Origin of the sequence: Sphingomonas trueperi, from assembly GCF_040545965.1 — a bacterium.
Lineage (GTDB): Bacteria > Pseudomonadota > Alphaproteobacteria > Sphingomonadales > Sphingomonadaceae > Sphingomonas > Sphingomonas trueperi_C.
The window spans coordinates 1-25633 of sequence record NZ_JBEPMV010000005.1 but is presented as its reverse complement, the minus strand read 5'-3'; the positions used below and the strand labels follow the sequence as shown (position 1 = coordinate 25633).

Below are 25633 nucleotides of genomic sequence, written 5' to 3'. Positions count from 1 at the left end.
CCGTTCGTTGCTGAATTGTCACACAGCTTGAACAATCCTTGCGCCTAACGGTAACCTCACGTTCGCACCGCTTGACCCGAACATCGTTGCGCAAGACGCTGCAACGCAACAATCGGGGGTTCTCCATGCCGCTCAATCGGTGCGTCGTCCGTTCGCTGCTGCTCGCTTCCACCATGCTCGCCGCCACGCCGGCGCTGGCCCAGCAACAGGCCGAGGCGCCGCCGCCGGCCACCGACTCCACCGACATCGTCGTCACCGCGCAGAAGCGCAGCGAGAGCCTGCAGAACGTCCCCCTCAGCATCCAGGCGCTGAGCACGCAGAAGCTCGACGAGCTCAACGTCAGCAACTTCACCGATTACGTCCAGCAACTGCCCTCGGTCTCGTTCCAGGCACTGGGCGGCACGCCGGGCACCAACGTCGTCTATATGCGCGGCGTCGCGTCGGGGGGCGACGGCAATCATTCGGGCTCGCTGCCTTCGGTCGGCGTCTATCTCGACGAGCAGCCGGTCACCACGATCGGCGGCAATCTCGACGTCCATGTCTACGACATCGCCCGGATCGAGAGCCTGTCGGGGCCGCAGGGCACGCTCTACGGCGCCTCGTCGGAAGCGGGCACGATCCGCATCATCACCAACCAGCCCGACCACAAGGGCACCTATGGCCGCGTCGACGGCGAGGTGAACACGGTCAACAAGGGCGGCGTCGGCGGCAAGCTGGAAGGCATGCTGAACCTGCCGATCAACGAGATGGCGGCGCTGCGCCTGGTCGGCTTCTACCAGCATGACGCGGGCTATATCGACAATGTCCCCGGCTGCCGCAGCTTCCTGCCGGAGCCGACCGGCACCGCCTGCACCGCCACCAAGGGCGGGGTGGTCGTCGACAACAAGGCCTTCGTGAAGAAGGACTATAACGATACCGACATCTGGGGCGGCCGCGCCGCGCTGAAGGTGGACCTGGACGAGAACTGGACCGTCACCCCCGCCGCAATCTACCAGGAGACCCGCAGCCACGGCGCCTATGGCTATGATCCCAAGGTCGGCGACCTGCAGGTCCAGCATTTCTTCCCCGAATATCGCCGCGACCGCTTCATCCAGGCGGCGCTGACGATCGAGGGCAAGCTGGGCAATTGGGACCTCACCTATGCCAGCGCCTATCTCGACCGGCGCGACACCCAGTCGAGCGACTATACCGATTATGCCGAGGCCTATGACTCGCTCTATTCCTCGGTCGGCGGCCTGGCGGGCTATTTCTATTTCTCGGACAATGCCGGCAACCCGATCGACCCGCGCCAGCGGATTGTCGCCACCGATCACTTCAAGAAGCTGAGCCAGGAGTTGCGGGTCGCCTCGCCGTCGAGCGATCGACTGCGGCTGGTGGCAGGGTTGTTCTACCAGCGCCAGTCGAACGACATCCACCAGGATTATCAGGTGACCGGCCTGGCCGACGACCTGTCGGTCAACGGCCATCCGGGGACGCTGTGGCTCACCCAGCAGCACCGCGTCGACCGCGACTATGCCGCGTTCGGCGAAGTCAGCTACGACCTGACCGACACGCTGACGGCCACCGCAGGCGGCCGCGCCTTCATCTACGACAACACGCTGATCGGCTTTTTCGGCTTCGGCCGCAATCCGGCCGACGGCTTCAGCACGGCGCCCTATAACGGTGCGGGCAGCTCGCGCACCGGCGTGGCGCAGTGCTTCACCACCGACGGGACCCGCCTGCGCGACGCCGTCGATTCCGGGGCGAGCACGACGCTGCTGCCGGCGGCGGTAGCGGGCGGGCCGTGCACCAACCTCGCCGTCTATGCGCGCGGTGCCGGGCTGGTGCCGGTGCGCGCGCAGGGGCAGGGGGCGACCTATCGCTTCAACCTGAGCTGGAAGCCGATGCAGGGCATCCTGCTTTACGGCACCGTCTCGCGCGGCTTCCGCCCCGGCGGCATCAACCGCCGCGTGGACGTGGCGCCGTACCAGGCCGATTACCTCACCAATTACGAGCTCGGCGCCAAGACGACGTGGCTCGACGGGGCGCTGCGGCTGAACGCCGCGGTCTATCAGCAGGACTGGAACAAGTTCCAATTCTCCTTCCTCGGCGCGAACAGTTTTACCGAGATCCACAACGGCCCCAATGCGCGGATCCGTGGCGTGGAGGCGGATGCGGCGTTCACTCGCGGCGGCCTCTCGCTCACCGCGGCGGGCAGCTATACCGACGCCAAGACGACCCGGAACCTGTGCCTGTTCGACGACCCCAGCTTCACCTGCGCGGGCCCCGACAATCTGGTTTCCGCGCCCACGGGAACGCGCTTGCCGATCACTCCGCAGGTCAAGCTGAGCGGCACCGCACGTTACACGGTGCCAGTGGGAAGCGCGAAGGGCTATGGCCAGGCGACAGTGTCACACCAGAGCTCGGCTGCGTCCGACATCCGCACGGCGATCCTCCAGACGGGGACGGGCGCGATCGTCAGCCCGGCGGAGCAGCTCGGGCGGCTCGCGGCGTTCACCACCGTGGGGCTTGCCGCGGGCGTGAACTTCGAGCGGTTCAACATCGAGCTGTTCGTCAGCAACGTCGCCGACGAGCGCGGCCAGCTGTCGCGCTTCCAGGAATGCGGCTCGTGCGGGCAGCGGACCTATATCGTGCCGATCGCCCCGCGGACGATCGGCCTGCGCGCGGGGGCGAAGTTCTAGCGCAAGGCTGCCGATCTTTTCGGCAGCCTCAATGCGCCACTGGCACCAGTGCCAGAATCTGGTTTTTGCAGATATTGATGCTGAACGTGATGCTGTAGCTGTCCCGAGCGCCACGGCCCCCAGCCGTGAAGAGCTCGAGATCGTTATAGGTGCAAAGGCATGTCCAGCCCTGGCTGCTGGCATAAATGGTATGTTCGAAGCTGGTCTGGTGCACTTCCTTATTGAAGTTCAGCGCAGCGTAGAGGTGCGGATCGTGTCGAAAGCGCACCGTGCGGTCAGGATCGTACAATTGTTCGCGAACATGCCGGTAGGAACGATGTCGGTCCTTTAGGCTGACGATGACGCGCTCGGTACAGTTGACGAGCAGCACAACGCCAGTTTCGTTGACACCATGTGGCCCGGGCAAAGTGACAAGCGCGAAATCATCTCCCTGAGGGCCCGGCGCGCGTAACGAACAGATCGAGTCGTGTAGCGTCTGAGGTGTGGGCTGCGCCGACGCGGGAAGAGCGAAGAGCAGCCCGATTACAGACGCAAGAACACCAGCTCGCGGCCCCAGCATGATGCCCAACCCTCTTTGCGGCTACCGACAGGATTGTCGCAATATCCGCGAAGGCCAAGATACCGCAGCGCACCGTGACGCAGCAAGTTTGCTCCGCAAGGTCGGCCGGCTGCCGGAAGCTGTCGGCTTGAACCCGGCGTGAGCCGGACTCAGGCGTCGATCGTGTAGTTGAGGAAGTCGGGGATCGGGCCGTTCCAGCCGTCGTCGGGACCGTCATCCTGGTCGCGGCGGCGGCGACGGTCGTCGCGGGCCGGGCGTTCGTCACGGACGGGGCGCTCCTCACGGGCCGGACGCTCGTCATGCTGCGGACGGGCGCGCTTTTCCTCGCGCGGTGCGGCGGCCACAGGGGCTTCCTCACGCGCAGCGGCGGCGCGGCGGGACTTGGGCTTGGCCGGGGCTTCGGCGGCGGCTTCCTCGCGGCGCGGCTCGGCCTTCTTGGTGTCGCGCTTGCCGCCGCGGGTGCGCTTGGGCGCCGGTGCGTCCTCGGCGCCGTCGACCGCGACCGGGCTGGGCACGCGCTCGATCTTGTGGCCGGTCAGCTTCTCGATCTCGACGATGTTCTCGGCATCCTCGGGCGTTACCAGCGTATAGGCAATGCCGGTGGCGCCGCCGCGGCCGGTGCGGCCGATGCGGTGGACATAATCGTCCGGGTGCCAGGGTGCATCGAAGTTGAAGACGTGGCTCACGCCCTTCACGTCGATGCCGCGCGCCGCGACGTCTGAGGCGACGAGGATGTTGACGTCGCCATTCTTGAACCGGTCGAGTTCGGCGATGCGGGCCGACTGGTCCATGTCGCCGTGGATCTCGGCGGAGCGGAAGCCGTGCTTCTTCAGGCTCTTGTTCAGGTCACGCACGGTCGTCTTGCGGTTGCAGAAGATGATCGCGGTCGACACTTCATCCTGCTGCAGCAGGCGGCGCAGCACGTCGCGCTTCACATGCGCGGTGGCCGGCACCTGGACGATGCGCTGGGTGATGTTGGTGTTGGTGCTGGCGGGGCGCGCCACTTCGATCGTCTTGGGATCGGTGAGGAAGCGGTCGGCCAGCTTCTTGATCGGCGGCGGCATCGTCGCCGAGAAAAGCAGCGTCTGGCGCACCTTGGGCAGCTTGGTGCAGATTTCCTCGATGTCGGGGATGAACCCCATGTCGAGCATCCGGTCCGCCTCGTCGATCACCAGCAGGCTGCAGCCGGTGAGCAGGATCTTGCCGCGGCCATAGAGGTCCATCAGCCGGCCCGGGGTGGCGATGAGGACGTCGACGCCCTTTTCCAGCGCCTTGACCTGGTCGCCCATCTGCACGCCGCCGATCAGCAGCGCCATCGAGAGCTTGTGGTTGACGCCGTATTTCTCGAAATTCTCGGCGACCTGCGCAGCCAGCTCGCGCGTCGGCTCGAGGATCAGCGAGCGCGGCATCAGCGCGCGGGTGCGCCCTTCGCCGAGCACGTCGATCATCGGGAGCACGAAGGCGGCGGTCTTGCCGGTGCCCGTCTGGGCGATGCCGATCAGGTCCTTGCCCATCAGCACCGACGGGATCGCCTGGCGCTGGATCGGAGTCGGCTCGGTATAGCCGGCGTCGGTCACCGCGCGGAGAAGGTCGTCAGAAAGGCCGAGGTCGGCAAAGCTCATGCAAATGTCCGGAAATAGGGCGCGTTGCGATGCACCTTTACAGAAGGCATGGCGCTTGCGGATTCAGCCGCAAAAGTCAAGCTCAGCGTGCGCGAACGAGGTTCTTGAAGGCCTGAACGGGGCAGGTTCTACCCGATCTGGAACGCAGCGCGTCGCGTCCCGCGCAGAATTTGGCGTCCTTGGTCGGCTTCAGATAGGCGCCCGAATAGAAGCCCAACGCCGGGCATTCGGCGCCGAGCTTGGCGCGGAGCAGCGATCCGTCCTCGAGGATCAGGTCGACGCTGTCGGCCGCGTTGACCGTGAAGCCCTGGATGCGGCCGACCTCGACGCAGCTCTTTGCGTGCCGCTCCACCACCGCCGGGGATTCGCGGACGACGATCGTCGTGGTCGTCACCGTCATGCGCGGCACATGGATCGAGACATGCTGCTGAAAGGAGGGCGCCAAGGCGGCATCGACGGCCATGGCCGGCCGCGCCGCGGGGGCGGCGAGCAGCAGCGCAAGGCCGGCAGCGACGATCGGCAGTTTCACCATGGTGGGATCGGACGGTAGATGCATCGGCTTGAACGGTGGATGAACTGCCGCACGCCATGCTAGTGCGCAACCATCATGATGACTCCCGAGCAGCAGCGCATCACTGCCTTCGCCGCCGAACGCTTCGGCCCCAAGGCGGTCACCACCGATCCGCAGGACATCGCGCCCTGGCTCACCGACTGGCGCCGACGCTATCACGGCGCGGCGCCCGCGATCCTGTCGCCCGGCGCGACCGAGGAAGTCAGCGCGCTGGTGGCGCTCGCCAATGATCTCGGCGTCGCGCTGGTGCCGCAGGGCGGCAATACCGGCATGGTCGGCGGCGCGATTCCGCCGGCGGACGGATCGGCGCTGCTGCTCTCGACGCGCCGGATGCACCGGATTCGCAGGATGGACGCCGATGCCAATCTGGCCGTGGCCGAGGCGGGCGTGATCCTCGGCACCTTCCGTGATGCGGCCGAAGCTGCCGGGCGCCGCTTTCCGCTCGATCTGGGTGCGCGCGGGAGTGCGACGATCGGCGGCCTGGTTTCCACCAATGCCGGCGGGGTGCAGGTGCTGCGCTTCGGCACGATGCGCGCGCTGGTCGCGGGCGTCGAGGCGGTGCTGCCCGACGGTTCGGTGCATGACGGGCTGTCGGCGCTGAAGAAGGACAATCGCGGTTACGACCTCAACCAGCTGCTGGTCGGCGCCGAGGGTACGCTGGGCATCGTCACCGCCGCGACGCTGCGGCTAGTGCCGGCGGCGGCGGCGCGGGCGGTGGCCTGGGTCGGCCTGGAGAGCCCGGCCAAGGCGCTCACCCTGCTGCGCCGGCTGCAGGCGGCGACCGACATGGTCGAGAGCTTCGAGATCATGCCCGACGATACCGTCGCGCTGGTGCTGGAACATGTGCCGGGAACGCGGCTGCCGCTGGCCGGTACGCATCGATGGCACGTGCTGATCGAGGCGGTGACCAGCGATCCCGCCGCCGAGGCGCCGGCGACGGTGCTGGAGCGCATGCTGGCCCAGGCCTTCGAGGCGGGGCTGGCCGAGGATGCGGTAATCGCCGCGAGCGAAGCGCAGGCCGAGGGCTTCTGGCGCATCCGCCATTCGATCTCCGAGGCCGAGCGTTCGGCCGGCCCGGCGGTGCAGCACGATATCTCGGTACCCGTCGAGGATATGCCGCGCTTCATGGTGGAAGGCGGGGCGGAGGCCGAGGCGCGCTTCCCTGGCACCCATGCGATCGCCTATGGCCATCTCGGCGACGGCAATGTCCATTTCCACGTCCGCGCGCCCAAGGGCGTCGACCGGGACCGCTGGTATGCCGAAGAGGCGCCGCACATCACACGGCTGGTGCACGACATGGTGGTCGCCGCCGGCGGGTCGATCTCCGCCGAGCATGGCATCGGGCAGATGAAGCGCGATGAACTCGCCCGCCTGTCGCCGCCGGCACGGATGGCGGCACTGCGCGCGATCAAAGCGGCGCTCGATCCGAAGCTGATTCTCAATCCGGGAAAGCTGGTCGCGCTTGCGCCGACCATCGCCAACAAATAGACCCCGGCTCGGTTGAAACGCCTTTCGACGAAAAAAGTTCTCAGGAGATCCTCATGGCCAGCGCGCCGCAGCAGTCGCTTCCCTTGTTCTACAATCAGCTCGAGCCGCTTTCGAGCCAGGTCCATGCCGATTTCCGCACGCGTTCGACCGACCGCGCGGCCTTCCTCGCCAACCAGCACGCCGTGCCGGTGACCGTCGAGGAATTCCCGCTGGTGCAGCGCTTCATGCCGATCGTCTTCTCGGTGGGCGAGGACCCCGTGCCGCTGGCGCTGATGGGCCTCAACGAAGGCGTGAACACCTTCTTCGATGCCGAAGGCAAGCTGGTCGACCCGAACTTCTACGTGCCGGCCTATATCCGCCGCTACCCGTTCCTGCTCGCGCGCCTGCGCCCGGAGAGCGACGAGCTGTCGCTGTGCTTCGATCCGACCTCGGACGTGATCGGCAAGTTCGAGGAAGGCGAGGCCCTGTTCGAGAATGGCGAGCCGAGCGAAGTCACCAAGAACATCCTGCAGTTCAACGAGCAGTTCGAGACGGCCGGTGCCCGCACCAGCCAGTTCATGCGCGAGCTGAAGGACATGAACCTGCTGATCGATGGCGAAGTCTCGATCCAGCCGGACGGCGCCGCGCAGCCCTTCATCTATCGCGGCTTCATGATGGTCGACGAGAACAAGCTGAACGAGATGCGCGGCGACCAGCTGCGCAAGATCGTCCAGAACGGCATGCTGCCGCTGATCTACGCCCACCTCTTCTCGCTGGCGCAGATGCGCGAGCTGTTCGCCCGCCAGATGCGCGCGGGCTGGCAGCCCGAGGTCCAGCTGGTCGGCTGATACTGTTTAAGCCCCTCCCCTTCAGGGGAGGGGTTGGGGTGGGGGCTGTGTCTCACCGAGACCAGCATCTGGTCTGGAATCCCTCCACCCCCAACCCCTCCTCCAAGGAGGAGGGGCTTAGATGCCCAATCCATGTGGCATCTCCGGCCCTCGCGGCCCCCAAAAAACACCCCGCCGTTCAATCGAAGAACTTCTGCGATGAGTTGCCTTGAACTCGGTCGCCTGCGCTCTATATCTTGTAGGTACGGCTCGTGTCCCCCCTTTCGCGATGCCGTGCGACGCGCCCTCGGGCGTGTCTCCTCCCTGAACCTTGGCCACCTCGTGGGTAACCACGGGGTGGTTTTTTTATGGGCGGTTCACTCGGCGGCGAGCGCGCCGGGCAGGGTCTCGTCGGCCAGCGCGTCGATGATCGCGCGCAGCAGCGCCGTCACCGCTGCGGCGCCCTGGCCGAGTGCGTCCAGCGCCGCATCCAGATAGAGCGACCGATCGATTTCGAGCTGCAGCGCATGGACGCCGCGGCGGGGATCGCCGTGCCGTTCGAGGATATGGCCGCCGGCATAGGGGGTGTTGGCCGCGACCGCGATGCCGTGCTGGCGGGCTACCGCCTCCACGCGGGCCCCAAAGCGTGCGGCGGCGGCGCGGCCGAAGCGGTCGCCGATCACCAGCCGCGGCGCGCTTTCGGGCGACCCCAGCGGCGGCATCGAGTGGATGTCGAGCAGCAGCGCGATGCCGAACCGCGCCCGCGCCGCCGCCAGCGCCTCGCCGAGCGCGAGATGATAGGGGCGGTGGTCGGCATGGATGCGCGCCGTCACGTCCTCGGCAGCGAAGCGCCCGCGCCAGAGCTGGCCGAGCGTGCCCACCCGCCGCGGCACCAGCCCCAGCCCGCTGCGCACCTTGGACGAAAGTGGTCGGCCGAGCAGATGCGCGCCCTCGTCGATCTGGGGGTCGCGCTCGTGCTCGGCGCGATTGAGATCGATCCAGGCGCGGGCGCGGGTGGCGACGAACAGGGTCTCGTCGCGCCGCGCGTTCAGGGCCAGCGAATCGACATGCCGGTCCTCCAGCGCGCGCAGCACGCTGGGGGCGACGCGCAGCGCGGCGAGCAGCGACTCCGGATAGTCGCGCCCGCCATGGGGGGCGGAGAGCACCACAGGGCTTTCCGGCAGGGCTGGCCCGTGGCGATCGAAGCTGGCGGCGCTAGTCACCCTCGCAGCCTAGGCCGACACGCGCGTACGGGCAAATGATAGGGTGGTGGCGGCTGGAAAATCTTAAGGTCTTGCCGCATAAGGAGCACGCGGTTGGTACCTATGGGGTGAAGATGATCCGGATTCTGCTGGCCGAGGACGACCGCGTGATGCGCGAATACCTCACCCGCGCGCTGGAGCGCTCGGGCTATGCGGTCAGCGCCGTCGATCGCGGCACGGCGGCGGTGCCGCTGCTCGAGACCGAGCGATTCGACCTGCTGCTCACCGACATCGTGATGCCTGAGATGGACGGGATCGAACTCGCCCAGCGCGCCGCCGAGATCGCGCCGGAGATGCGGGTGATGTTCATCACCGGCTTCGCCGCGGTCACGCTGCGGGCGGGCAAGCAGGTGCCGCAGGCGCGCGTGCTCTCCAAGCCGTTCCACCTGCGCGACCTGGTGCTGGAGGTCGACCGGATGTTCGAATCGGAGAATGTGGGGCTGAATTGAAATTAGCGCTTGCGCGGGGGGCGGACCCCCGCTAGAGGCGCGCTTCCCGAGTTTCGGGCGCGTAGCTCAGTGGTAGAGCACTGTGTTGACATCGCAGGGGTCGCAAGTTCAATCCTTGCCGCGCCCACCATCAAAGACCCTCGGAAATCTGCGGATTTCCGGGGGTTTTTGCTTTCTAAGCGATTTCTCTGGAATCCGGTCTTTGGCGCTCCTGACACACTTTTGTCACGGAGAAGAAATTGGCTTCGATTAGAAAAAGAGGGAATCGTTGGTCCGTCCAGATTCGGCGGAAAGGTTACGAGCCCGAAGCGCGTAGCTTTCGGAGCAAGGCCGATGCCGAGCGGTGGGCTAGAGAGCGTGAAAGCCAAATCGATCAAGGTGCCTGTCCGGCGAACCAGGGGGTGCTTCGAAGGCAAACACTCGGCTGCTTGGTTCGCCGATACCTCGCGGAAATCACCCCCAGCAAGCTGAGCGCCGAAACCGAGCGCCTGAGGCTTCTCAAGTTGCTCAAGGCGCCTGTGTGCGAAATTGCGCTGGTTGACCTGACATCGGCTCCTATCGCCGCCTACAGGGATGCTAGGGCTAAGGCGGTGAAGCCGGGAACCATCGCTCGCGAGTTGTCCCTGCTTCACAACGTCATCGATATTGCTCGCCGGGAGTGGGATGTGCCGCTCACAACGAATGTTGTGGCACAGGTTCGTCGTATACCGGTTCGCAATGCAAGGGATCGCCGTTTACGTGCCGGGGAATTGCAGAGGCTGCGGAAGGCCCTTGTGGATAGCCGGAACGCGCTTCTCCAACCTGCGATCCTGTTCGCCATAGAAACAGCGCTTCGTCGGGGCGAGTTGCTGGCACTCGAATGGTCCGCAATCGATTTTCGTACCCGCACAGCATACATCCCTCATACCAAAACGGGCTATCCTCGAACCATCCCCCTCACGGATGCAGCAATAGCTGTTTTGAAGTGTGTGCCTCGCCGCGATGGGCGGGTGTTCCCCATGACGGCCATGGCGCTAAAACTCGGTTGGAACCGGGTTCGGGATCGAGCTTCCTTGCCCGATCTTAGATTCCACGACCTTCGCCACGAAGCCATTTCAAGGTTTGCTGAGATGGGGTTGACCACCGTCGAGCTAGCCGCGATTTCCGGTCACAGGGACCTGAGGATGCTGGCTCGCTACACCCACATCCAACCCTCTGCTCTCGCTCGGAAGCTAGCCGGGCGCTCGTGGGAACAGGAAGTCCGCGAAATGTGAGTTTCGGGGCTGTTCACGCGCAACATTGTTCAATCATCCTTTCAAACCGCCTCCGGCAGGAGAAAGCCGGAGGTGTTTTTGCCTGATATCGAATTTTACTAAATTGAAAACGACATCAGAATTAACTTATTGAACAGCAATTAAACTAAAATTCCGCAAAATATATAAACAAAGCACTAATTTGTCTTAACTTGATTATTAAGAGCGGTTGACGGGGGCAGGCGCATGCGCCAGACGGCGCTCACCGCCCAAGTAAACGACGCCCCTATAGATATATTGTGGATAGTTTACTTCAACCTATGAAGTAAGATCTCATGTACTTATCCAATAACTCTTTCATTCCTGTTTCGGTAAAATCTATGAATCTTCTAGAGGCTGATTTCATATCGTTTAATCTGCCTCTTTCTGTTAGTAATAAGATGGCTTTTAAGGGTCTCTTTGACTCCTTTGAAGCGTCGCTTACCGGAGAGCTTGAGTCTAAATATTATCTTAGCAGTCTTGATCCCGGTTCAGGAAAGACTCAAGCCATTTCCTGCTTTCTAAAGGCCTGGAAATCCAATGGATTTTTTCCGGAAGGGAGTGTCCTGGTTGGGGTAAAAACCAAGGATGAGATTAAGGGCTTGGTGAAACGCCTCGGTCTGGATGATGCGGATTTCGCCTGCCTCACCAGAGACGACGAAATCAACGCTCTCGGTCTGGGTGATGGACGCCAAAATGAGGCACGGATTCTGATCACCACCCAGCAGATGATCCTTAGCCGAACGCGGGATCGTTCTTTTTCTGCGGCATCTGATTTCCATTTCGAAGGGAAACCGAGGTCTCTGCGGATTTGGGACGAGAGCCTCGTTCTTGCTGAACCCGTTACGCTTTCCTGGGGCAGTCTTGCGGAGTTGGTGGAGCCTTTGAAGCGCCACCACCGCGAATTTTCCCGATTCATGGAGAGGTTCCTGTCTGAATTGCCCGACGAGGAAAATTCGCTCGTCACCTTACCGTCAGAATTTGGTCAGTTTGCCGGTCGGGTGCTCGAGGAGCCGCGTGGCCTTGGTGATTCTTATGTGGCCACCCTAAAAGCGATCCGCCGTGTAGCTGGTCGGTCTTTTTGGCTGGTTGCTGAGTCTGGCCAAAGCGGGCGCGCTCTTGTGGGTGCTAGCAAGCCGCTGCCAGCCGATTTCGCTCCTGTCATCATCACCGACGCTTCCGGGCGCGTGCGTGGCACCTACGACATTTGGGAGAGCGCTGGCGGGCTTATCCGCTTGCATACCAGTGCACATGATTACGGGAACGTTCGCGTTCACCTTTGGGCAACGAGCGTCGGAAAGGACGTCCTTCGCGATGACCAAGCGTCTAGGCGCATCTATCGCGAGGTTGCAAAGGTGATGGAAGCGAAGAAGGGCGAGCGCTGGTTGGTCATTTCGCACAAGCAGCGTGACGATCTTAACGTTAAGGAGGATTTGCGTGCAACGGTGGCTCTCGATGTGCCCTTCGAGTACCTCTGGTGGGGACGCCATCACGGAACCAACGATTACAAAGACGTCAAAAACATCGTTGTGATTGGTTCCGGCTTCTACGCTGACGTTACGTACAAGGCGCTTGCCCTTGCTGCCTCAGGGAAACCGGTGGGAGATTGTGATGTCGGAGCCCTGCCAAATCTGAAAGGCTCAGAGTTTCAGCACAACATCCTGCAGGCCGTCATGCGTGGCAATGCCAGGAATAGCCGGGATGGCGTCGCAGGTGAGTGCGACGTGTATATCGTGGCGTCCAGGGTACCAGAGCCCGCCGCTTTGATCGAAGAGGCCTTTCCTGGTTGCGTGCTTGAGCGGTGGGGGCCGCCGGAAGAGGGCTTGAGCCAGCATGGCAAGGCGTTGATGTTCGTCCTGCAACAACATCTTGCTAATCACGACGCCAATTCTATGTCGAAGAAGGCTCTTCGAGAGGCGGTCGGCATAGGTAACAAACAGCAATTTGGGGCTATATTGAAGCAGATTCCTGTGAAGATGATGTTAGAAAGGCTTGGCCTTGTTGTCCGGAACAAGTCTATCTGCCGCTTATAAGGAGAATCATCAGTATGAAAACATTGTACCTGTATCACGTGTGAGCATCCAGATAATTCCATGGTAAAATGATGAGCAGAAAGGGATTTGTGGTTAGCGTACGCGTTAGGACTTCGGATTACAAGATCGCGTAAAGAATGTGCTTATGTAATATACAGAACTAGTGCTTTCACGGATAAGCTGGATCGGGTATAAGTTGATAATCCCGGCAAGTGCCAGATATGGGAGATAAAATAAGGACTATATTTTTGATCAAACTGAGTAAAACTGAAGCGATAAAATTAAACTGCGTTGACTGTATCTATGATGAAGCTTTGAGCGGGGGCAAGATTCAGCAGGTTGCATGTTGCAAGCAATTTAATTGTCCTCTTCACCAGCATCGACCTGTACCGAAGGGTTATCGATCAAATGGCGCGATCAACGAAGAAGCTTGCGATCAACTGCGGCGCAGGCTTTGGGAAACTGATCAAAGCGTCGAGGAAAATGCAGTAAATTAGACGAATTTTCACCGTAAATCTTGCAAAAATCACAGCAGTCTAGGGTTTCTGGGCTCCCTATAGGTCTCGGGATGGCATACGTGATTTTTGCAAGGTTTTGGGGTAGCTGCATCTATACTAAAGAACGCCCGATAAGTTTCTGCCCTTCTAACGCATGGCGTAACGCGCAACGCGGTACAATACGATACTATCTACATCGCTTGTTTAGGTGCATCCACAATCATGTGCCATCTCTACGACGTGCAACGCCAAACGCTGCATCGATTGCGTCATCTGCCTTCTTCTTGCAATCGCCGTTAGAAGAGTGCATTGAGATCGTGAATGTAAGCATCTGCTTACCTGCCATGCAGGCAGGGAATAGCTTTTGAAACTCGCATGCTTCTTGTGCTTGAATGCCTGGGTTAGTGCTTGATGATTGGTTCTCCATCTTAAGTTCTTTGCCCTCCGGGTCAATCAAGAAGCGCTCGCGGCCCACATAGCCGCCGTAGGAATTTTTTGCGTTAACATAGCCGCAAACGTACTTGTCCTCGGTGACATGCAATTCACTAAAGATGGCGGAGGTTGGGTCTTTCAGCTTCTCTCCAACTCGCTCCTTTGCCTTTGCGAGGGCCCTGTCGTCAGCTCCGCCAATCAGTGAGCACCCTCCCAAACCGGCGATTGCCAGCAGCGCGCCGGTGTAGCTCCATTTGCTCCAATTCGTCCTCATCTCGTCCTCCTGTGGCGCCGAGGTTTGTCACACTTTCTGTGACTCGTTCAAGATGGTGGACAGCGTGGGGCATGCCAGCAAGGCGAGTGACCAGCCCCGGGTTTAGAGATCATCGTTACAGGACGGTGATTGACCGGCTCGTTGATCGCAGGAAAGCGCTAGGTTTGACTCAGCAGGCTTTGGCGGACGCATTGGGCCTGCATAAACAGTATGTGTCACGGGTAGAATTGGGTGAGAGGCGCTTGGACTTTATCGAGTTCGCCGATTACGTGCGAGCGATGGGATTGGAGCCGGGCGAGGTTTTAGCACAAGTCCCATACGCCTCCGAAGCAAACGGTTAACGTAGCGCTGCCGCTTTTTCGACGCGCTGTATCGCGGCCCGTGATACGTCGTACTGCTTCGCCAGCGCTGCAAGGGAGTGTCCGGCTGCGCGAGCCGCCAGCACCTCCCTTTTTTGATCGATCGTAAGGGCCGCTGGTCGCCCCAGGCTTTTGCCCGCAGCTTTTGCTCTCGCTAGCCCTGACTGGGTGCGTTCAATCAGGAGGTCTCGTTCGAACTCTGCAACGGCAGCGATCACCCCCATTGTCATTTTGCCTGCTGCGCTAGTTAGGTCGACCCCTCCCAGGGCTAGGCAGTGGACGCGGACACCTTCTGCTGCCAAGCGCTCGACGGTGGCTCGAACATCCATAGCGTTTCGACCGAGCCGGTCGAGCTTGGTGACGATAAGAACGTCACCTGTCTCAAGGCGGTCGACCAGCCGAGCGAAGCCCTTTCGCTCCATGGCAGCAACAGAGCCCGAAATGGTTTCCGCTACGATCCGCTTGGGCTCGACGGCAAAGCCAGCGGCTTCGATCTCTCGAACCTGATTGTCGGTGTTTTGGTCGCTGGTGCTGACACGGCAGTAGGCGAAGGTACGTCCCATCGTTCAAACCTCTGTATCGATTCTCTGTATCGAAAATACAGGAGTGTATCGAAAGTGCAAAGGCTATTTTTATTGAGCTGGCTGTACGCTGTATCGGAATCCTCCGTTTTCGCCTGCGGGCGTGCTTGGGTTTCGCCGTTGGTCGTCGGACTATTGCGCGGCTACAAATTTAGCTTGTAGATCATTGCTTAACTGCAAAACGGGGGTTGGGATGGTTGTAGCAGAACTGGCAGTTGGTGCATTGGGTGAGTTCATCAATTGCGGATTGAAGCGGGCGGTTTCAGCCCCGTTTCAAAAGATGGCGCGGTTAGAGAAGGTTGATCACGCAGCCCGATTGAGGTCGAGTTCTGACCCGTTGGTCCAAGCTGCCCTCGCTGATTACGTTACCGTCCTCGGCTCGTACCAAGGAAAATACACCAGTTCTGCCGATATGTTTCTAAGAAGCCTCGAATCAGGCGGAATAATTGAGGCCATGGTTGAGAACGCCTTGATTGGTCGAACGTCCGACGAAATCGAAGCTTCGTTTCTCACTCTACATGCAACCTATTTTCCAGCAGAGAATGGTAACGAGCTGTACCGGAGCATGATGGCTGCTTTCACAGCTTCGCTTCGGGAAACGGCCAATGATCCAGTTCTCTTCACGCTTGCTCGCCAAATGCAAGCCGAAATTCGTAATAGACTCGATGCCGTCGATCAGTCCCTGAAATCAATTTCTAAGTCAAACTTACCAGATTCAATTAGCGCTGATGATCTGAATGACAAATTTCACAAAATCTGTAAAGGACTGGTTCAATCCTATCGCAACATAAGGATCGAAACGAACCGAGGACCAAAAAACGTCGAAATCAACAAAATATATGTCCCGGCGAAACTGGCACTCCGTGAAACGGATTTTTCTAAGAGGCAATTGGAACGAATTAGCAAGCTAGCGGTGAACCCTAGTTCAGCTCATAAGAGGCGTGTATCTGCTCACAACCCCGACGAATTAAAAATATTTTCATATGGCGAGTTTCCGGATATCTTTAGGCGGGCCGTGGTCCTTGGTGATCCGGGCGGCGGGAAAAGCACTTTGTGCCAGAAGTTCTGCTTTGACTTAGCTAAGGGCTTGGCGTTGTTTCTGCAATTTGGCGAAAAGTCCCAAGTTTCCGCTTCTCAGCGTAAGCTGCCTGTACGGGTGATCCTAAGGAAATTTGAGCAGGCTCGCTCAATCGAGCCGCAATTAACACTACTGCATTACATCTGCAAAGACATAATGAACTTCTATTCCGGAAGTGCTGACGAAATTGAACAGGTGCTTACCCACCATATGAGGTTCGGACAAGTCATACTTGCTTTCGACGGATTAGACGAAATTTTAGATACCTCAATGAGGCAGGACTACTGCGATCTCGTTTACGCTTTGTGCAATGAGTTTCCTTTATGTCCGGTTCTGGTGACGTCCCGACTTATTGGATACGATGATGCTAGGTTGCCTGATGAGTTTGAAGAGCTCATCTTGCAGAAATTCGATGAGGCGGAAATTCGCTCATATGTCGGGAAGTTTATGGGAGTTGTGGGTGCCAAAACAAAGGCTGAGGCAGCCGAGGCATCAATCAGATTCATAGAGCAAACAAAAAATGCTGGCGCTGATCTGCGGCGAAACCCCCTAATGTTAGGTCTGATGGGTTGGCTGTTTCTTAACAACGACGATATCCCATCGAACAGACCGGAGATATATCGGGAATGCGCCACCCTAATGTTTGAGAGATGGGATCAAAAGCGCGGGATTGTCGCCGATGATATGAGTGAATTTGATAGGCTACAGCTATTTATTCATCTTGCATCGGAAATATATGGACGGCCGCAACTAGCGGGTGGCGTGTCGAAAGAATGGCTCGAACAATCCCTCAAGAATGTATTTTTCAAGCTATATGAAAGCAATGCGAAAGCTTTTCAGGCTTCTAAAATGTTCGTAAAGTTCATAACTGGTCGTGCGTGGATAATGTCGGAGGTTGGCGACAGCGTATTTTCTTTTACACATCAAACATTCCTGGAATACTTCTTTGCAAGGCACTTGGAGGATAGCCATGACACTGTTGCTTCTATCCTCAAGGCGTTAAAGCCCAGGATCATAAACAGTGAATGGAATGAAGTAACCCACCTCGCGCTTCAAATAAAAACTTATAAAAGTCTAAGAAAGCAGGAGGAAGCTCTTTCAGTATTAACGAATTATCTAAACCAGGCCAAAACTGCTAAACATAAGCATGCCCTGCTTATGTTCATTGGGCGCTCTTTGGAGTACTTAAATCCCGCAGAGAGTAGGATATCTGAGCTTATCGCTGACGTCGGTAAAGTCGTGTGGTCCCGGGTGGAGATGGGTCAAACGCGGGCTATGGCATTCTTCGCTCTCGCATTGAAAGCGGCTCCTGAAAGACGTGAGTTCGTCAGGGAGAAAATTTTCCAAAATCTTTCGGATAGGCTTATGAATTCGCCTAGCGATTCTGCCATTGACGCGGTGTCAGGGGTCGTGGCGCCTACAACATTCGCATATGGCGGTGACCCATTCGGAGATATGTTCTCTGCGGAAGATCAGCAAGCCTTCATGAAGGTGGTGAAAGCGGACGTCATTGCAAATGCCAGCGTTGGAGGAAGGTTGCGCGGAATCGGGTGGTCTTGGTATGGTCAGCTTTCTAAATCGCTGTCACCAGCTGAAAGTTTTCTGCTAATATTTAACAATCCCTTCATTGGGTCAATTATGGGAATCGACGGCTGCGTAGCTCTAGTTCTATTTGCTATGGAGGGTATGAGGGTAGACCGATCTATTCCTATCGAAAAGCAATATGCGCTAGAACTAATCGCGAGTGTCGGGAAGAATGTAGAATCCATATTGCCTGTATCGAGGGCGCAGATGCGCAACCCTTACTTCCACGGAGAAATTCCAGTTGATTTCTGGAAGCGTGCGCTTGGTTCCGTGTCTGATGACTACCAGAAGCTTGGTATACTAACGATTGCAGCTGTGAACTTCGACCATCAAAATCCTAGGACTGCCAGTCGGAGCGCGATGGCGCGGAGGGAGCAGTTCCGGTCCTGGGTTGATACCGCTCTTAAGAAGATCGTCGTCTCGAAATCCGGGCCTGCGTCGTTCTTGTCCCACGCTATGAAGAGTGGACAGGTCGTTGTCGAGCCGATTGCGCCGCCGCTTACTGAGCAGTCAAACTTGGCACAATCCTGACACGGTGGGGCTGTGCCCATCTGCGGGTGAGTGCTATAGGCGGAGGTAGGAGACGCTGAGTGGCGTCGATTCCCGGGCGTTCGAGTGGTAGATGTTGGTCCGCACGGATTGACATCGCAGGGGTCGCAAGTTCAATCCTTGCCGCGCCCACCATCAAAGACCCCGCTAAGCCCGTGGCTTGGCGGGGTTTTTGCTTTGTGCAGGTTGTACCCGCGACACAGGCGTTCGCGGTCGGCCGGACCCGCCGGCGTGACGTGAGCGCACGGCGGGATGGCATGGTGGAGCGATCGCACGTCTGCTAATGCCTTATTTTCGGGGCATTCGGGGTATTCCTGGCCCTCGCATCGAAGGAAGGCTGACGGGTTGGCTGCGCGCTATCGCAACGACGACAAGGGATTCGCGATTGTCGGCACCATCTGAAACGGGGCGCGTGCGCGTGCTTACCTTCCTGCACAGCTTCGCGCCTGGAGGGGTGGAGCGAGTCGCGCTGCGGCTGGTGCGCCATTGGCGCGCGGCGGGGGTGGAGGCGCCGCTGTTCCTCGGTCGTGAGGATGGCGCGATGCGTGGTGAGTTCGCCGATATCGCTTATGCGCTGCCGCGCCAGCCGCGCATCCACCAAGGTGGCTGGGAAACCCTGTGGATGATCCTGACGCTGCCGGCCGAAATCCGGCGGGTGCGCCCGGACGTGCTGTTCGTCGCCGGCTCCACCTACACCATCGTTGCCGTCATGATGCGGTTGCTGCTCGGGCGGCGCTGCCCGCCGATCGTGGTGAAGGTAAGCAACGATCTCGCGCGGCGCGATCTCAACCCGATGGGTCGCTTTTTCTGGCGCGCCTGGTTGCGGATCCAGGCGCGGTGTGCGCGCAGCTGGGTGGTGATGGACGAAGCGATGCTGCCCGAGCTGCCGCCGGTGATGGCTGAGCGCAGCCATGTCGTCCACGATCCGGCGATCGCCGCATCGCAGGTGCTGCCGCCGCGTGCCGAGCGTGCGGCAGGGCCGCGGCGCTTCGTCGCCATCGGACGACTGGTGGCGCAGAAGCATTTCGCGCTGATGCTGCGTGCCTTCGCCCGTGCGGTGCAGCCGGGGGAGTCGTTGACGCTGTTCGGCGACGGCCCGGAGCGCGTCGCGCTGGAGGCGCTGGCAGCGTCGCTGGGCATCGCAGAGCGCGTGCACTTCGCCGGGCATGTCGCCGATGCGCCGGCGCAGCTCCCGGCTTTTGACGTGCTGCTAATGTCGTCGCGCTACGAAGGCGTGCCGGCGGTGGTGATCGAGGCGCTGGCCGCAGGGCTTGCGGTAGTTTCCACCGATTGCGGCGCCGGGCTGCGCAGCCTGCTCGGCCAGGGCCGCTTCGGCACGATCGTGCCGCAGAACGAGGCGCTGCTGGCGGAAGCGATCCGCACCGCGCCCACCGCTGCTCCGGACCGGCCGGCGCTGCTTGCCTCGCTCGACCGCTTCACCATCGAGCGTTCGGCCCAGGCCTATCTCGATCTGTTCGTCGAGGCCGCGGCGGCGCAGGCGGGCGGCCGTGGCGTGCTGCCGACCCAAGAGGTTCCCGCATGAAGTCCCCTGTGCAGGCGGTGCGCACCGCCTATGCCTCGCTTTCGGAGACCACGCGCGAACGGCTGCTCGCGATCATCGGTCTCGCCTTTTCGGCGACGATCCTGATCGCGGTGTTCTGGCAGCTCGACGGCCTCGATTTCACCGTCCTGACCCGGACGCCGCGCGACCCGCTGTTCTGGCTGGTCTTCGTCGCCACCTATGTGCTGGGGCCGGTGATGGACTGGATCATCCTGCGCCGCATCTGGGGGCTGGGGCTGGGCGCCTTTCCGGCGCTGCTCCGCAAGCAGGCGGCCAACGAAGTGGTGCTCGGCTATTCGGGCGACGCGCAGCTCTATGTCTGGGCGCGGCGGACACTGGGTCCCGAAGGGCGGCCGTTCGAGACGCTGCGCGACGTGGCGGTCACCTCGGCGCTGGCGGGCAACCTCGTCACCCTGACGATGCTGGTGCTCAACGCGCCGATCGTCCAGGGGCTGGCCAAGGGCACGCTGTTCAACACGCTGCTGATCTCGACCGCGACGATCGTGCTGTCGTCGCTCGCGATCTTCTTCTTCCGCCGCATCGTCTTCGCGCTGCCGCCGCGGCAGCTGGCGGAGACGATCGTCATTCACACCCTCCGCATCCTGCTCAGCCTGGTGCTGACCGCGCTGCTGTGGAAGCTGCTGCTGCCGTCGATCTCCATCGCGGCGCTGTTCCTGGTGGGGACGCTGCGGATGATGATGTCGCGGCTGCCCTTCATTCCCGCGCGCGAGGCACTGCTCGCGCCGCTGATCGTTGCGCTGCTCGGCGATTCGGCCGGGCTGGCAGGCGCGGTGCTGTTCGTCGCCACGCTGATGCTGGCGGCGCACGTGGTGGTCGGGGGTATTTCCTCGCTCGCCGACTTCGTCGCGCGCAGCAAGCCGCGCCTGGCCTGACCGCGCAAAAACATGCTGGCGCCGGCGCGCGGCAGTCGCCATCAGCCGCGCCGCAACAGGAGTGAAGGACAGGCTATGGCGAAGACGGCGCTGGTGATCGGCGCGCTGCTGGCGGGGGTGCTGCTCGGCTTCGCCGCGCGCTGGCCGGCGGGTGCGTTCCTCGTGCCGTGGATCGACCTGGTCGCCCCGATCGGCGCCTTCTGGATCCGCGCGCTGGCCATGACGCTGGTACCGCTGGTGTTCGCGCTGGTGGTGACCGGGGTCGTCAACGCGGTTCGCCACGGTCAGGGCGGCCGGTTGCTCGCGACCAGCTTTGCGGTGTTCCTGCCGATGCTGGTGCTTGCCGCGCTGCTCGCCTGGGGGGCGCTCGAGATCGTGCTGTGGCTGTTCCCGCTGGGGCCCGATCCGCTTGCCGGACTCCTTACCGCGCGCCCGCCTGCCGTGCCGCACGTGCCGAGCGCCTCCGAACAAATCCTCGCCATTCTGCCCGAGAACCCGATTGCGGCGGCGGCCAGCGGCGCGATGCTGCCTCTAGTGGTGTTTGCGGTGCTGCTCGGCGTGGCGATTGCCCGTACCGAGGGCAACGGCCTGGCAGGCGTGATCGACGAGCTGGCCAAGGCAATGATCCGTATCGTTGACTGGATACTGCTCGCCGCGCCGATCGGCATCTTCGTGCTGGCGATGGGGGCGGGCAAGGCGGCGGGGGCGAGCGTTGCCGGCGTGCTCGCGCGCGACGTAGCGGCGGAGATCCTGTTCTGCCTCCTCGCGATCGGCATGTGCTACCTGCTTGTCTTCGGGCTGCGGGCGATGCCGCTGGGCCGTTTCGCGCGCGGCATCGTGCCCGCACAGGCCACCGCCGCGGGCACCTGCTCGTCGATGGCGACCGCGCCGGTCTCGATGGACGTCGCGCTCAACGGCCTGCAACTGCCGCAGGAAGTGGCGGGTACCACGCTGCCGCTCGCCATCTCCACCTTCCGGCTGGCCACGACCGGCGTGACGGTGATCGAGGTGTTCCTGGCGGCACATGCGGCGGGCGTACACGCCTCGCCGGTGCAATGGGTGCTCGCGGGGCTGTCCGCGGTGATCGCGGGCATCGCCACGCCGGGGCTGCCGGGGGCGGCAATTCTCTATGCGTGCGACGCGCCGGGCATGCAGATCCTCGGCGCGCCGCTGGCGATGATCCCGCTTTACATCGCGGTATCGGCGATCCCGGACATGTTCATCACCACCGCCAGCGTCACCGGGCAGGTGACCGCGACGACGCTGGTCGCACGGCTGGTCAGGCGAGAGCGCTGAGGCCAGGGAGCGTTCCTTCGGCGATCGTCATGCTGCGGCCGCCGATCCAGGCCTGGCCGATGGCGTCATAGTCAACGAAGATGCGCCCCCGCCGATCGAGCCGGGTGCCTTGCGCGGCGACATAGCCGCCGGTTACGCGGCCGCTGTCGTAGAGCCACTGCGCCGCCGAGGCATTGAAGCTGCCGGTCACCGGATCCTCGATCACCGCGCCGAACACGCCGCTGAAGATGGTGCGGATTTCCCAGTCGACCGGTCCGCCCGCCGGGTGCGCGCCGATCAGGCCGATCTCGATCCGTTCGTCCGAATGCCGCACCGGCTCCACCGCCAGCACCGTCTCCGCCGACTCCAGCAGCACGGCAATCCAGCCGGGGCCGTTGTCCGCCCAGGCGGCCTCGACGATCGCCTCCGGGGCGATCCGCAGTGCAGTGGCGAGCTTGGCGCGGATCTCCGCATCCACCGGGCCGCTCCGCAGCAGCGGCGGCGCCCCGAAGGCTAGGCGGTCGCCTTCGGGACGAATCGGAATCAGCCCGGCGCCGCATTGCTGGACGATGCGGTCCCCCGCCGCCGGCGTGCCCCCCGCTGCCAGCCAGGCATGGCAGGCGCCGAGCGTCGGATGGCCGGCGAAGGGCAGTTCGCGGTCGAGCGTGAAGATGCGCGCGTGATAGTCGGCGCCCGGCACGCTCGGCGGCAGCAGGAACACCGTCTCGCTGAGGTTGAACCAGCGGGTGATCGCCTGCATCGCCTCGGTGCTGAGATCGTCGCCGCCGTGCACCACTGCCAGCGGATTGCCGGTGAACGGGCCGTCATGGAACACGTCGACCAGCGAAAAAGGCGTCGTCATCTGCTGCATCTCCCCCGCCGCGCGTGCGGCACGCGGTGGGGATCGCCGATCGCGGTGCGCAAGGCAAGCTTCAGCCGGGCGCGGCCGCCGAGCCCGCGAGCAAGCCACCGTCGACCTGCAGTTCGGCGCCGGTGATATAGGCGGCCTCGTCCGAGGCCAGCATCGCGGCGACGGCGGCGACTTCCTCCGGCAGTCCGAAGCGGCGGAGCGGGGTGTCCGCGACGAACGCCTGCATCCGCGCTTCCCGGTCCGGCCCGTCGCCGAGCATCGGTTCCCACATCGGGGTTAGGATCGCGGCGGGATGGATGCTGTTGCAGCGGATCTTCCAGCCCTGCTGCGCGCAGTAGAGCGCCACCGACTTGCTGTGGTTGCGGATCGCCGCCTTGGAGGAAGCATAGGCGGCGGCGCCGGGAATGCCGACCATGCCCGAGCGGGAGGAAATGTTGAGGATCGAGCCCGTGCCCGCAGCCTTCATCGCGCCGATCGCATAGCGGCAGCCGAGAAAGGTGCCGTCGAGGTTTACGCGGTGGACCGCGCGCCAATCCTCCAGCGAAGCATGTTCGGGGTCATGGGGCACCATGCCCGCTTCGAAGCCGGTGATGCCGGCGTTGTTGATGACGACGTCCGCCGTCGGGACATGCGTCGCCAGCCGTGCCCAGTCGATTTCCTCGCGCACGTCGAGCGGCTCGAACCAGCAGCCCAGGTCCCGCGCGGCCGCGGCACCAGCGGCGCAGTCCAGGTCGGTGAGGATGACGGTGGCGCCTTCTGCCAGGAAGCGTGCCGCGATGGCGCGGCCGATGCCGCGCGCCGCGCCGGTGACGACGCAGGTCTTGTTTTTCAGTCGTTGCATGAGGATCTCGGAAACAGGGTCCAGGGGCGCGGCAGATGCCGCGGGCTGTCATGTGCCGCTTCAGCGGTGACGATGGACCATGTCGAGAACTCCCGGAAACGCAGCAATCCTAGGCGAAGGCGGGGAGAGGGGCAAGCGCATGCCGAAATGCCTTGCGGCCGCCGCTCCCTTGGGGAGCGACGGCCGCGCAGCCGGGTTCGAGGGGATCAGAAGGTGACGCCGAAGCCGGCGCTGATCGTGTCGCCCTTGTCCTTGCCGGTGAACGAACCGGCGCGGTTGTTGGTCTTCCAGTGGATCAGGTTCAGCTGGAGGCGGATGATGCTGTCCAGATACCAGTTGGTGCCGATCGTCGCGGCTTCGCCCTTGGTCGCGTTCGGGATGCCCGAATAGTCGATGTTCTCGTAGCGGGCGAGCACTTCGATCGCACCCGGACCGCCGTCGAACACCGGCCGCAGCACGCGCGGCTGGGCGAAGGTGCCGAGGCGCGGGTTGTACGGCGGCAGGTCGCCGGTGACGAAGAAGCCGGTCGAGAGGCTATAGGCCTTGCTCTCGAAGTCGGGGCGGCCGCCGTTGAGGTGCGCGACGCGCTTGCCGGCCTCGCCCATCACCCAGAGCGGGCCGACATAGCCGCCCAGCTCGGCGCCATAGCCGGTGGTTCCGGTGCCGCCGGTGAGCGTACCGGTCTGCACGCGCAGGTTGCCGTTGAAGCGGCCGCCGATCACGGTGTTGCGGGTCAGCGTGCCGGGGCCGCGCGACGACAGCGCCTCGTCGAAGCCCCACAGGCCGACGTGGACGATCGCGCGATCGCTCTTGAACGGGTTCCAGTGCGCGCGCGCCATCAGCGTGCGGCTGTCGTTGATCGCCTGGCTGGCGTCGACGCTGTCGCCGCTGATCGTCACCGAAGCGTGGCCGGTCTTCCAGAACAGGCGCGGCATGAGGGCGATGCCGTAGAAGCCGCGCTGCGGGATAATCGAGGTGGCGACGACGTTGCGTTCCAGGAACGGCGGAGCGTCCGAACCGCTCGAACCTTCGAAGCTGCGGTCGTTGAACATGTTGCCGAAGCGGACGTCGTACGAAACCTTGCCCACGTCGTTCCGCCAGCCGACGAACATGGTGCCGACGTCCGAGGTGTTGTCGGCGAAGTCGTTTTCGAACTGGTAGAAGAAGTGCGGGCCGACCGCGCCCTCGATACCGATACGCAGCGCGCGGGCGCCGGTCGTCGTGATGTTGCGGGCGTCGTAGTTCGAACCGAAGGTCGAGCTGACATGATTGATGATACGGCCGCGCATCTTGAACAGATACTTGCCGTCGGCCGAGCGGAAGATCGGCAGGCCGCCGCGCCATTCGGTGGTGACGTTGGAGACGTTGGCGGCAGCGCGGGCCTGGGCGACGCTCTGGTCGGCGAGGCCGACGGGGGCGAGCTGCGGCGCGAAGGAGTCGGCCACGGTCTCGTCATTGGCGACGTTGGTGCGCTTGGCCTGGGCGGCCTGCGGCAGCGAGACCGGCGCAGCGGCATGCGCCACAGGAGCGGCGGCCTGATTGCCTTCGATCTTGTCGAGACGGGCGCGCAGCGCGGCGATCTCTTCGGCCTGCGCCTTGAGCAGCTTCACCAGCTCGGCCTGATCGCCCGGCGTGTTCTGGGCGAGCGCCGGCGTGGCGAACAGCAGCGCCGAAAGCGCCGCACCCGCCAGGAACTTCATCTTCATCGTGACAACCCCGTTTGTTGATCCTGTGTCGCCAAGGGCAACCGAGTACCAATATAGGACGGCACTTGGTGTATGATGCGGCGATGAAACGAAACGTGGGTTCTACGTATAGGGCGTGCGTTCCGAAGAAGGGCTCGGTCAATATTGGAGCCGAAACGTTATCCGATTAAAAACGGATGTATTTCTTATTGTAGTTCGGGCGGTTGCAAGGATGTCGTTGCAGTTTGGACAGGAGGAACATCCGAAATGGTTACTGAAGTGTTTCGAGGTGGCTGAGGGGTTTTCCGGAGGGCTTTAGAGCATCTTCACGATGGGCGGAATCGCGAGGGATTCCCTTTTCGGTGGTCGTGTGATTCATAGGCGTCCGTCACGACGGAGGCGGCAATGGGT

Annotated in this window: 20 protein-coding genes and 1 tRNA gene; 12 read left to right on the top strand and 9 right to left on the bottom strand. The window is 62.0% G+C overall.

The window, feature by feature from the left end:
- The first annotated feature begins 125 nt into the window (after window positions 1-125).
- The gene (locus tag ABIC35_RS15040) at window positions 126-2681 is read left to right on the top strand and encodes a TonB-dependent receptor (RefSeq protein WP_121079117.1); all 2556 of its coding nucleotides are present in this window, start codon (window positions 126-128) and stop codon (window positions 2679-2681) included.
- Window positions 2682-2709: 28 nt separating this feature from the next.
- Here ABIC35_RS15040 and ABIC35_RS15035 read toward each other — a convergent pair whose 3' ends face one another.
- From ABIC35_RS15035 to ABIC35_RS15025, 3 genes are all read right to left on the bottom strand, one after another.
- Complete coding sequence (locus tag ABIC35_RS15035) at window positions 2710-3051, bottom strand: hypothetical protein (RefSeq protein ID WP_121073728.1); 342 nt, start codon at window positions 3049-3051, stop codon at window positions 2710-2712.
- 338 nt (window positions 3052-3389) lie between these two features.
- Window positions 3390-4862: a DEAD/DEAH box helicase gene (locus ABIC35_RS15030; RefSeq protein ID WP_121073731.1), complete on the bottom strand. Its 1473-nt coding sequence runs from the start codon at window positions 4860-4862 to the stop codon at window positions 3390-3392.
- A gap of 82 nt (window positions 4863-4944) precedes the next feature.
- Window positions 4945-5394, bottom strand: coding sequence for a hypothetical protein (locus ABIC35_RS15025; RefSeq protein ID WP_121073734.1), 450 nt, complete (start codon window positions 5392-5394; stop codon window positions 4945-4947).
- Between the two features lie 78 nt (window positions 5395-5472).
- Here ABIC35_RS15025 and ABIC35_RS15020 point away from each other — a divergent pair, with 78 nt between their 5' ends.
- Both ABIC35_RS15020 and ABIC35_RS15015 read left to right on the top strand, forming a co-directional pair.
- On the top strand, window positions 5473-6921 hold the full coding sequence (locus ABIC35_RS15020) for an FAD-binding oxidoreductase (RefSeq protein ID WP_121079119.1): 1449 nt from the start codon (window positions 5473-5475) through the stop codon (window positions 6919-6921).
- Window positions 6922-6974: 53 nt separating this feature from the next.
- Window positions 6975-7748 (top strand): SapC family protein, encoded by a 774-nt coding sequence (locus ABIC35_RS15015; protein ID WP_121073737.1) that lies wholly within the window; start codon window positions 6975-6977, stop codon window positions 7746-7748.
- Between the two features lie 356 nt (window positions 7749-8104).
- Here the strand turns inward: ABIC35_RS15015 and ABIC35_RS15010 are convergent, their stop codons facing one another.
- Window positions 8105-8950, bottom strand: a complete 846-nt coding sequence (locus ABIC35_RS15010) for an N-formylglutamate amidohydrolase (RefSeq protein ID WP_121073740.1) — start codon at window positions 8948-8950, stop codon at window positions 8105-8107.
- 113 nt (window positions 8951-9063) lie between these two features.
- On the opposite strand from ABIC35_RS15010, the gene cpdR reads away from it, so the two are divergent.
- The 4 genes from cpdR to ABIC35_RS14990 all read left to right on the top strand — a co-directional run bounded on the left by cpdR (window position 9064) and on the right by ABIC35_RS14990 (window position 12742).
- On the top strand, window positions 9064-9438 hold the full coding sequence (cpdR, locus tag ABIC35_RS15005; protein WP_066726103.1) for a cell cycle two-component system response regulator CpdR: 375 nt from the start codon (window positions 9064-9066) through the stop codon (window positions 9436-9438).
- A gap of 55 nt (window positions 9439-9493) precedes the next feature.
- A tRNA-Val gene (locus tag ABIC35_RS15000) sits at window positions 9494-9568 on the top strand.
- Between the two features lie 298 nt (window positions 9569-9866).
- Window positions 9867-10691 carry a site-specific integrase gene (locus ABIC35_RS14995; protein ID WP_183049301.1) on the top strand — a complete coding sequence of 275 codons (825 nt, stop codon included), beginning with the start codon at window positions 9867-9869 and terminating at the stop codon, window positions 10689-10691.
- A gap of 314 nt (window positions 10692-11005) precedes the next feature.
- Window positions 11006-12742 (top strand): hypothetical protein, encoded by a 1737-nt coding sequence (locus tag ABIC35_RS14990; protein WP_183049302.1) that lies wholly within the window; start codon window positions 11006-11008, stop codon window positions 12740-12742.
- Between the two features lie 717 nt (window positions 12743-13459).
- Here the strand turns inward: ABIC35_RS14990 and ABIC35_RS14985 are convergent.
- Entirely contained in the window at window positions 13460-13945 is a 486-nt protein-coding gene (locus ABIC35_RS14985) for a hypothetical protein (protein WP_147425824.1), read from the bottom strand.
- Window positions 13946-14016: 71 nt separating this feature from the next.
- On the opposite strand from ABIC35_RS14985, the gene ABIC35_RS14980 reads away from it, so the two are divergent.
- Window positions 14017-14286: a helix-turn-helix domain-containing protein gene (locus ABIC35_RS14980; protein WP_121073749.1), complete on the top strand. Its 270-nt coding sequence runs from the start codon at window positions 14017-14019 to the stop codon at window positions 14284-14286.
- On the opposite strand, the gene ABIC35_RS14975 is transcribed toward ABIC35_RS14980, so the two are convergent.
- Window positions 14283-14867 (bottom strand): recombinase family protein, encoded by a 585-nt coding sequence (locus tag ABIC35_RS14975; RefSeq protein WP_121073752.1) that lies wholly within the window; start codon window positions 14865-14867, stop codon window positions 14283-14285. The genes ABIC35_RS14980 and ABIC35_RS14975 overlap by 4 nt on opposite strands.
- Before the next feature lie 211 nt (window positions 14868-15078).
- Here ABIC35_RS14975 and ABIC35_RS14970 point away from each other — a divergent pair, with 211 nt between their 5' ends.
- The 4 genes from ABIC35_RS14970 to ABIC35_RS14955 all read left to right on the top strand — a co-directional run bounded on the left by ABIC35_RS14970 (window position 15079) and on the right by ABIC35_RS14955 (window position 21846).
- On the top strand, window positions 15079-18078 hold the full coding sequence (locus tag ABIC35_RS14970; protein ID WP_121073755.1) for an NACHT domain-containing protein: 3000 nt from the start codon (window positions 15079-15081) through the stop codon (window positions 18076-18078).
- Between the two features lie 430 nt (window positions 18079-18508).
- Window positions 18509-19639: a glycosyltransferase gene (locus ABIC35_RS14965; protein ID WP_354278502.1), complete on the top strand. Its 1131-nt coding sequence runs from the start codon at window positions 18509-18511 to the stop codon at window positions 19637-19639.
- The gene (locus ABIC35_RS14960; protein WP_121073762.1) at window positions 19636-20550 is read left to right on the top strand and encodes a hypothetical protein; all 915 of its coding nucleotides are present in this window, start codon (window positions 19636-19638) and stop codon (window positions 20548-20550) included. Before ABIC35_RS14965 ends, ABIC35_RS14960 begins: the two co-directional genes overlap by 4 nt.
- Window positions 20551-20625: 75 nt before the next feature.
- On the top strand, window positions 20626-21846 hold the full coding sequence (locus ABIC35_RS14955; protein WP_183049303.1) for a dicarboxylate/amino acid:cation symporter: 1221 nt from the start codon (window positions 20626-20628) through the stop codon (window positions 21844-21846).
- On the opposite strand, the gene ABIC35_RS14950 is transcribed toward ABIC35_RS14955, so the two are convergent.
- The 3 genes from ABIC35_RS14950 to ABIC35_RS14940 form a co-directional block, all read right to left on the bottom strand.
- Window positions 21830-22687, bottom strand: a complete 858-nt coding sequence (locus ABIC35_RS14950) for a PhzF family phenazine biosynthesis protein (RefSeq protein ID WP_121079121.1) — start codon at window positions 22685-22687, stop codon at window positions 21830-21832. The two genes, ABIC35_RS14955 and ABIC35_RS14950, sit on opposite strands and share 17 nt — an antisense overlap.
- 70 nt (window positions 22688-22757) lie before the next feature.
- Window positions 22758-23537 carry an SDR family oxidoreductase gene (locus ABIC35_RS14945; RefSeq protein ID WP_121073769.1) on the bottom strand — a complete coding sequence of 260 codons (780 nt, stop codon included), beginning with the start codon at window positions 23535-23537 and terminating at the stop codon, window positions 22758-22760.
- A gap of 206 nt (window positions 23538-23743) precedes the next feature.
- Window positions 23744-25243 (bottom strand): OprO/OprP family phosphate-selective porin, encoded by a 1500-nt coding sequence (locus ABIC35_RS14940; RefSeq protein ID WP_121073772.1) that lies wholly within the window; start codon window positions 25241-25243, stop codon window positions 23744-23746.
- Between the last annotated feature and the right edge of the window lie 390 nt (window positions 25244-25633).

Excerpts from the sequence above, each read along its gene's own strand:
- ABIC35_RS14950 (WP_121079121.1), bottom strand. The coding sequence starts at position 22,687 with ATGACGACGCCTTTTTCGCTGGTCGACGTGTTCCATGACGGCCCGTTC.
- ABIC35_RS14985 (WP_147425824.1), bottom strand. The coding sequence starts at position 13,945 with ATGAGGACGAATTGGAGCAAATGGAGCTACACCGGCGCGCTGCTGGCA.
- ABIC35_RS14960 (WP_121073762.1), top strand. The coding sequence starts at position 19,636 with ATGAAGTCCCCTGTGCAGGCGGTGCGCACCGCCTATGCCTCGCTTTCG.
- ABIC35_RS14975 (WP_121073752.1), bottom strand. The coding sequence starts at position 14,867 with ATGGGACGTACCTTCGCCTACTGCCGTGTCAGCACCAGCGACCAAAAC.
- ABIC35_RS15030 (WP_121073731.1), bottom strand. The coding sequence starts at position 4,862 with ATGAGCTTTGCCGACCTCGGCCTTTCTGACGACCTTCTCCGCGCGGTG.
- ABIC35_RS14940 (WP_121073772.1), bottom strand. The coding sequence starts at position 25,243 with ATGAAGATGAAGTTCCTGGCGGGTGCGGCGCTTTCGGCGCTGCTGTTC.
- ABIC35_RS14955 (WP_183049303.1), top strand. The coding sequence starts at position 20,626 with ATGGCGAAGACGGCGCTGGTGATCGGCGCGCTGCTGGCGGGGGTGCTG.
- ABIC35_RS15025 (WP_121073734.1), bottom strand. The coding sequence starts at position 5,394 with ATGGTGAAACTGCCGATCGTCGCTGCCGGCCTTGCGCTGCTGCTCGCC.
- ABIC35_RS14990 (WP_183049302.1), top strand. The coding sequence starts at position 11,006 with ATGTACTTATCCAATAACTCTTTCATTCCTGTTTCGGTAAAATCTATG.
- ABIC35_RS14970 (WP_121073755.1), top strand. The coding sequence starts at position 15,079 with ATGGTTGTAGCAGAACTGGCAGTTGGTGCATTGGGTGAGTTCATCAAT.
- ABIC35_RS15040 (WP_121079117.1), top strand. The coding sequence starts at position 126 with ATGCCGCTCAATCGGTGCGTCGTCCGTTCGCTGCTGCTCGCTTCCACC.
- ABIC35_RS15020 (WP_121079119.1), top strand. The coding sequence starts at position 5,473 with ATGACTCCCGAGCAGCAGCGCATCACTGCCTTCGCCGCCGAACGCTTC.
- ABIC35_RS14945 (WP_121073769.1), bottom strand. The coding sequence starts at position 23,537 with ATGCAACGACTGAAAAACAAGACCTGCGTCGTCACCGGCGCGGCGCGC.
- ABIC35_RS15015 (WP_121073737.1), top strand. The coding sequence starts at position 6,975 with ATGGCCAGCGCGCCGCAGCAGTCGCTTCCCTTGTTCTACAATCAGCTC.
- ABIC35_RS14980 (WP_121073749.1), top strand. The coding sequence starts at position 14,017 with ATGCCAGCAAGGCGAGTGACCAGCCCCGGGTTTAGAGATCATCGTTAC.
- cpdR (WP_066726103.1), top strand. The coding sequence starts at position 9,064 with ATGATCCGGATTCTGCTGGCCGAGGACGACCGCGTGATGCGCGAATAC.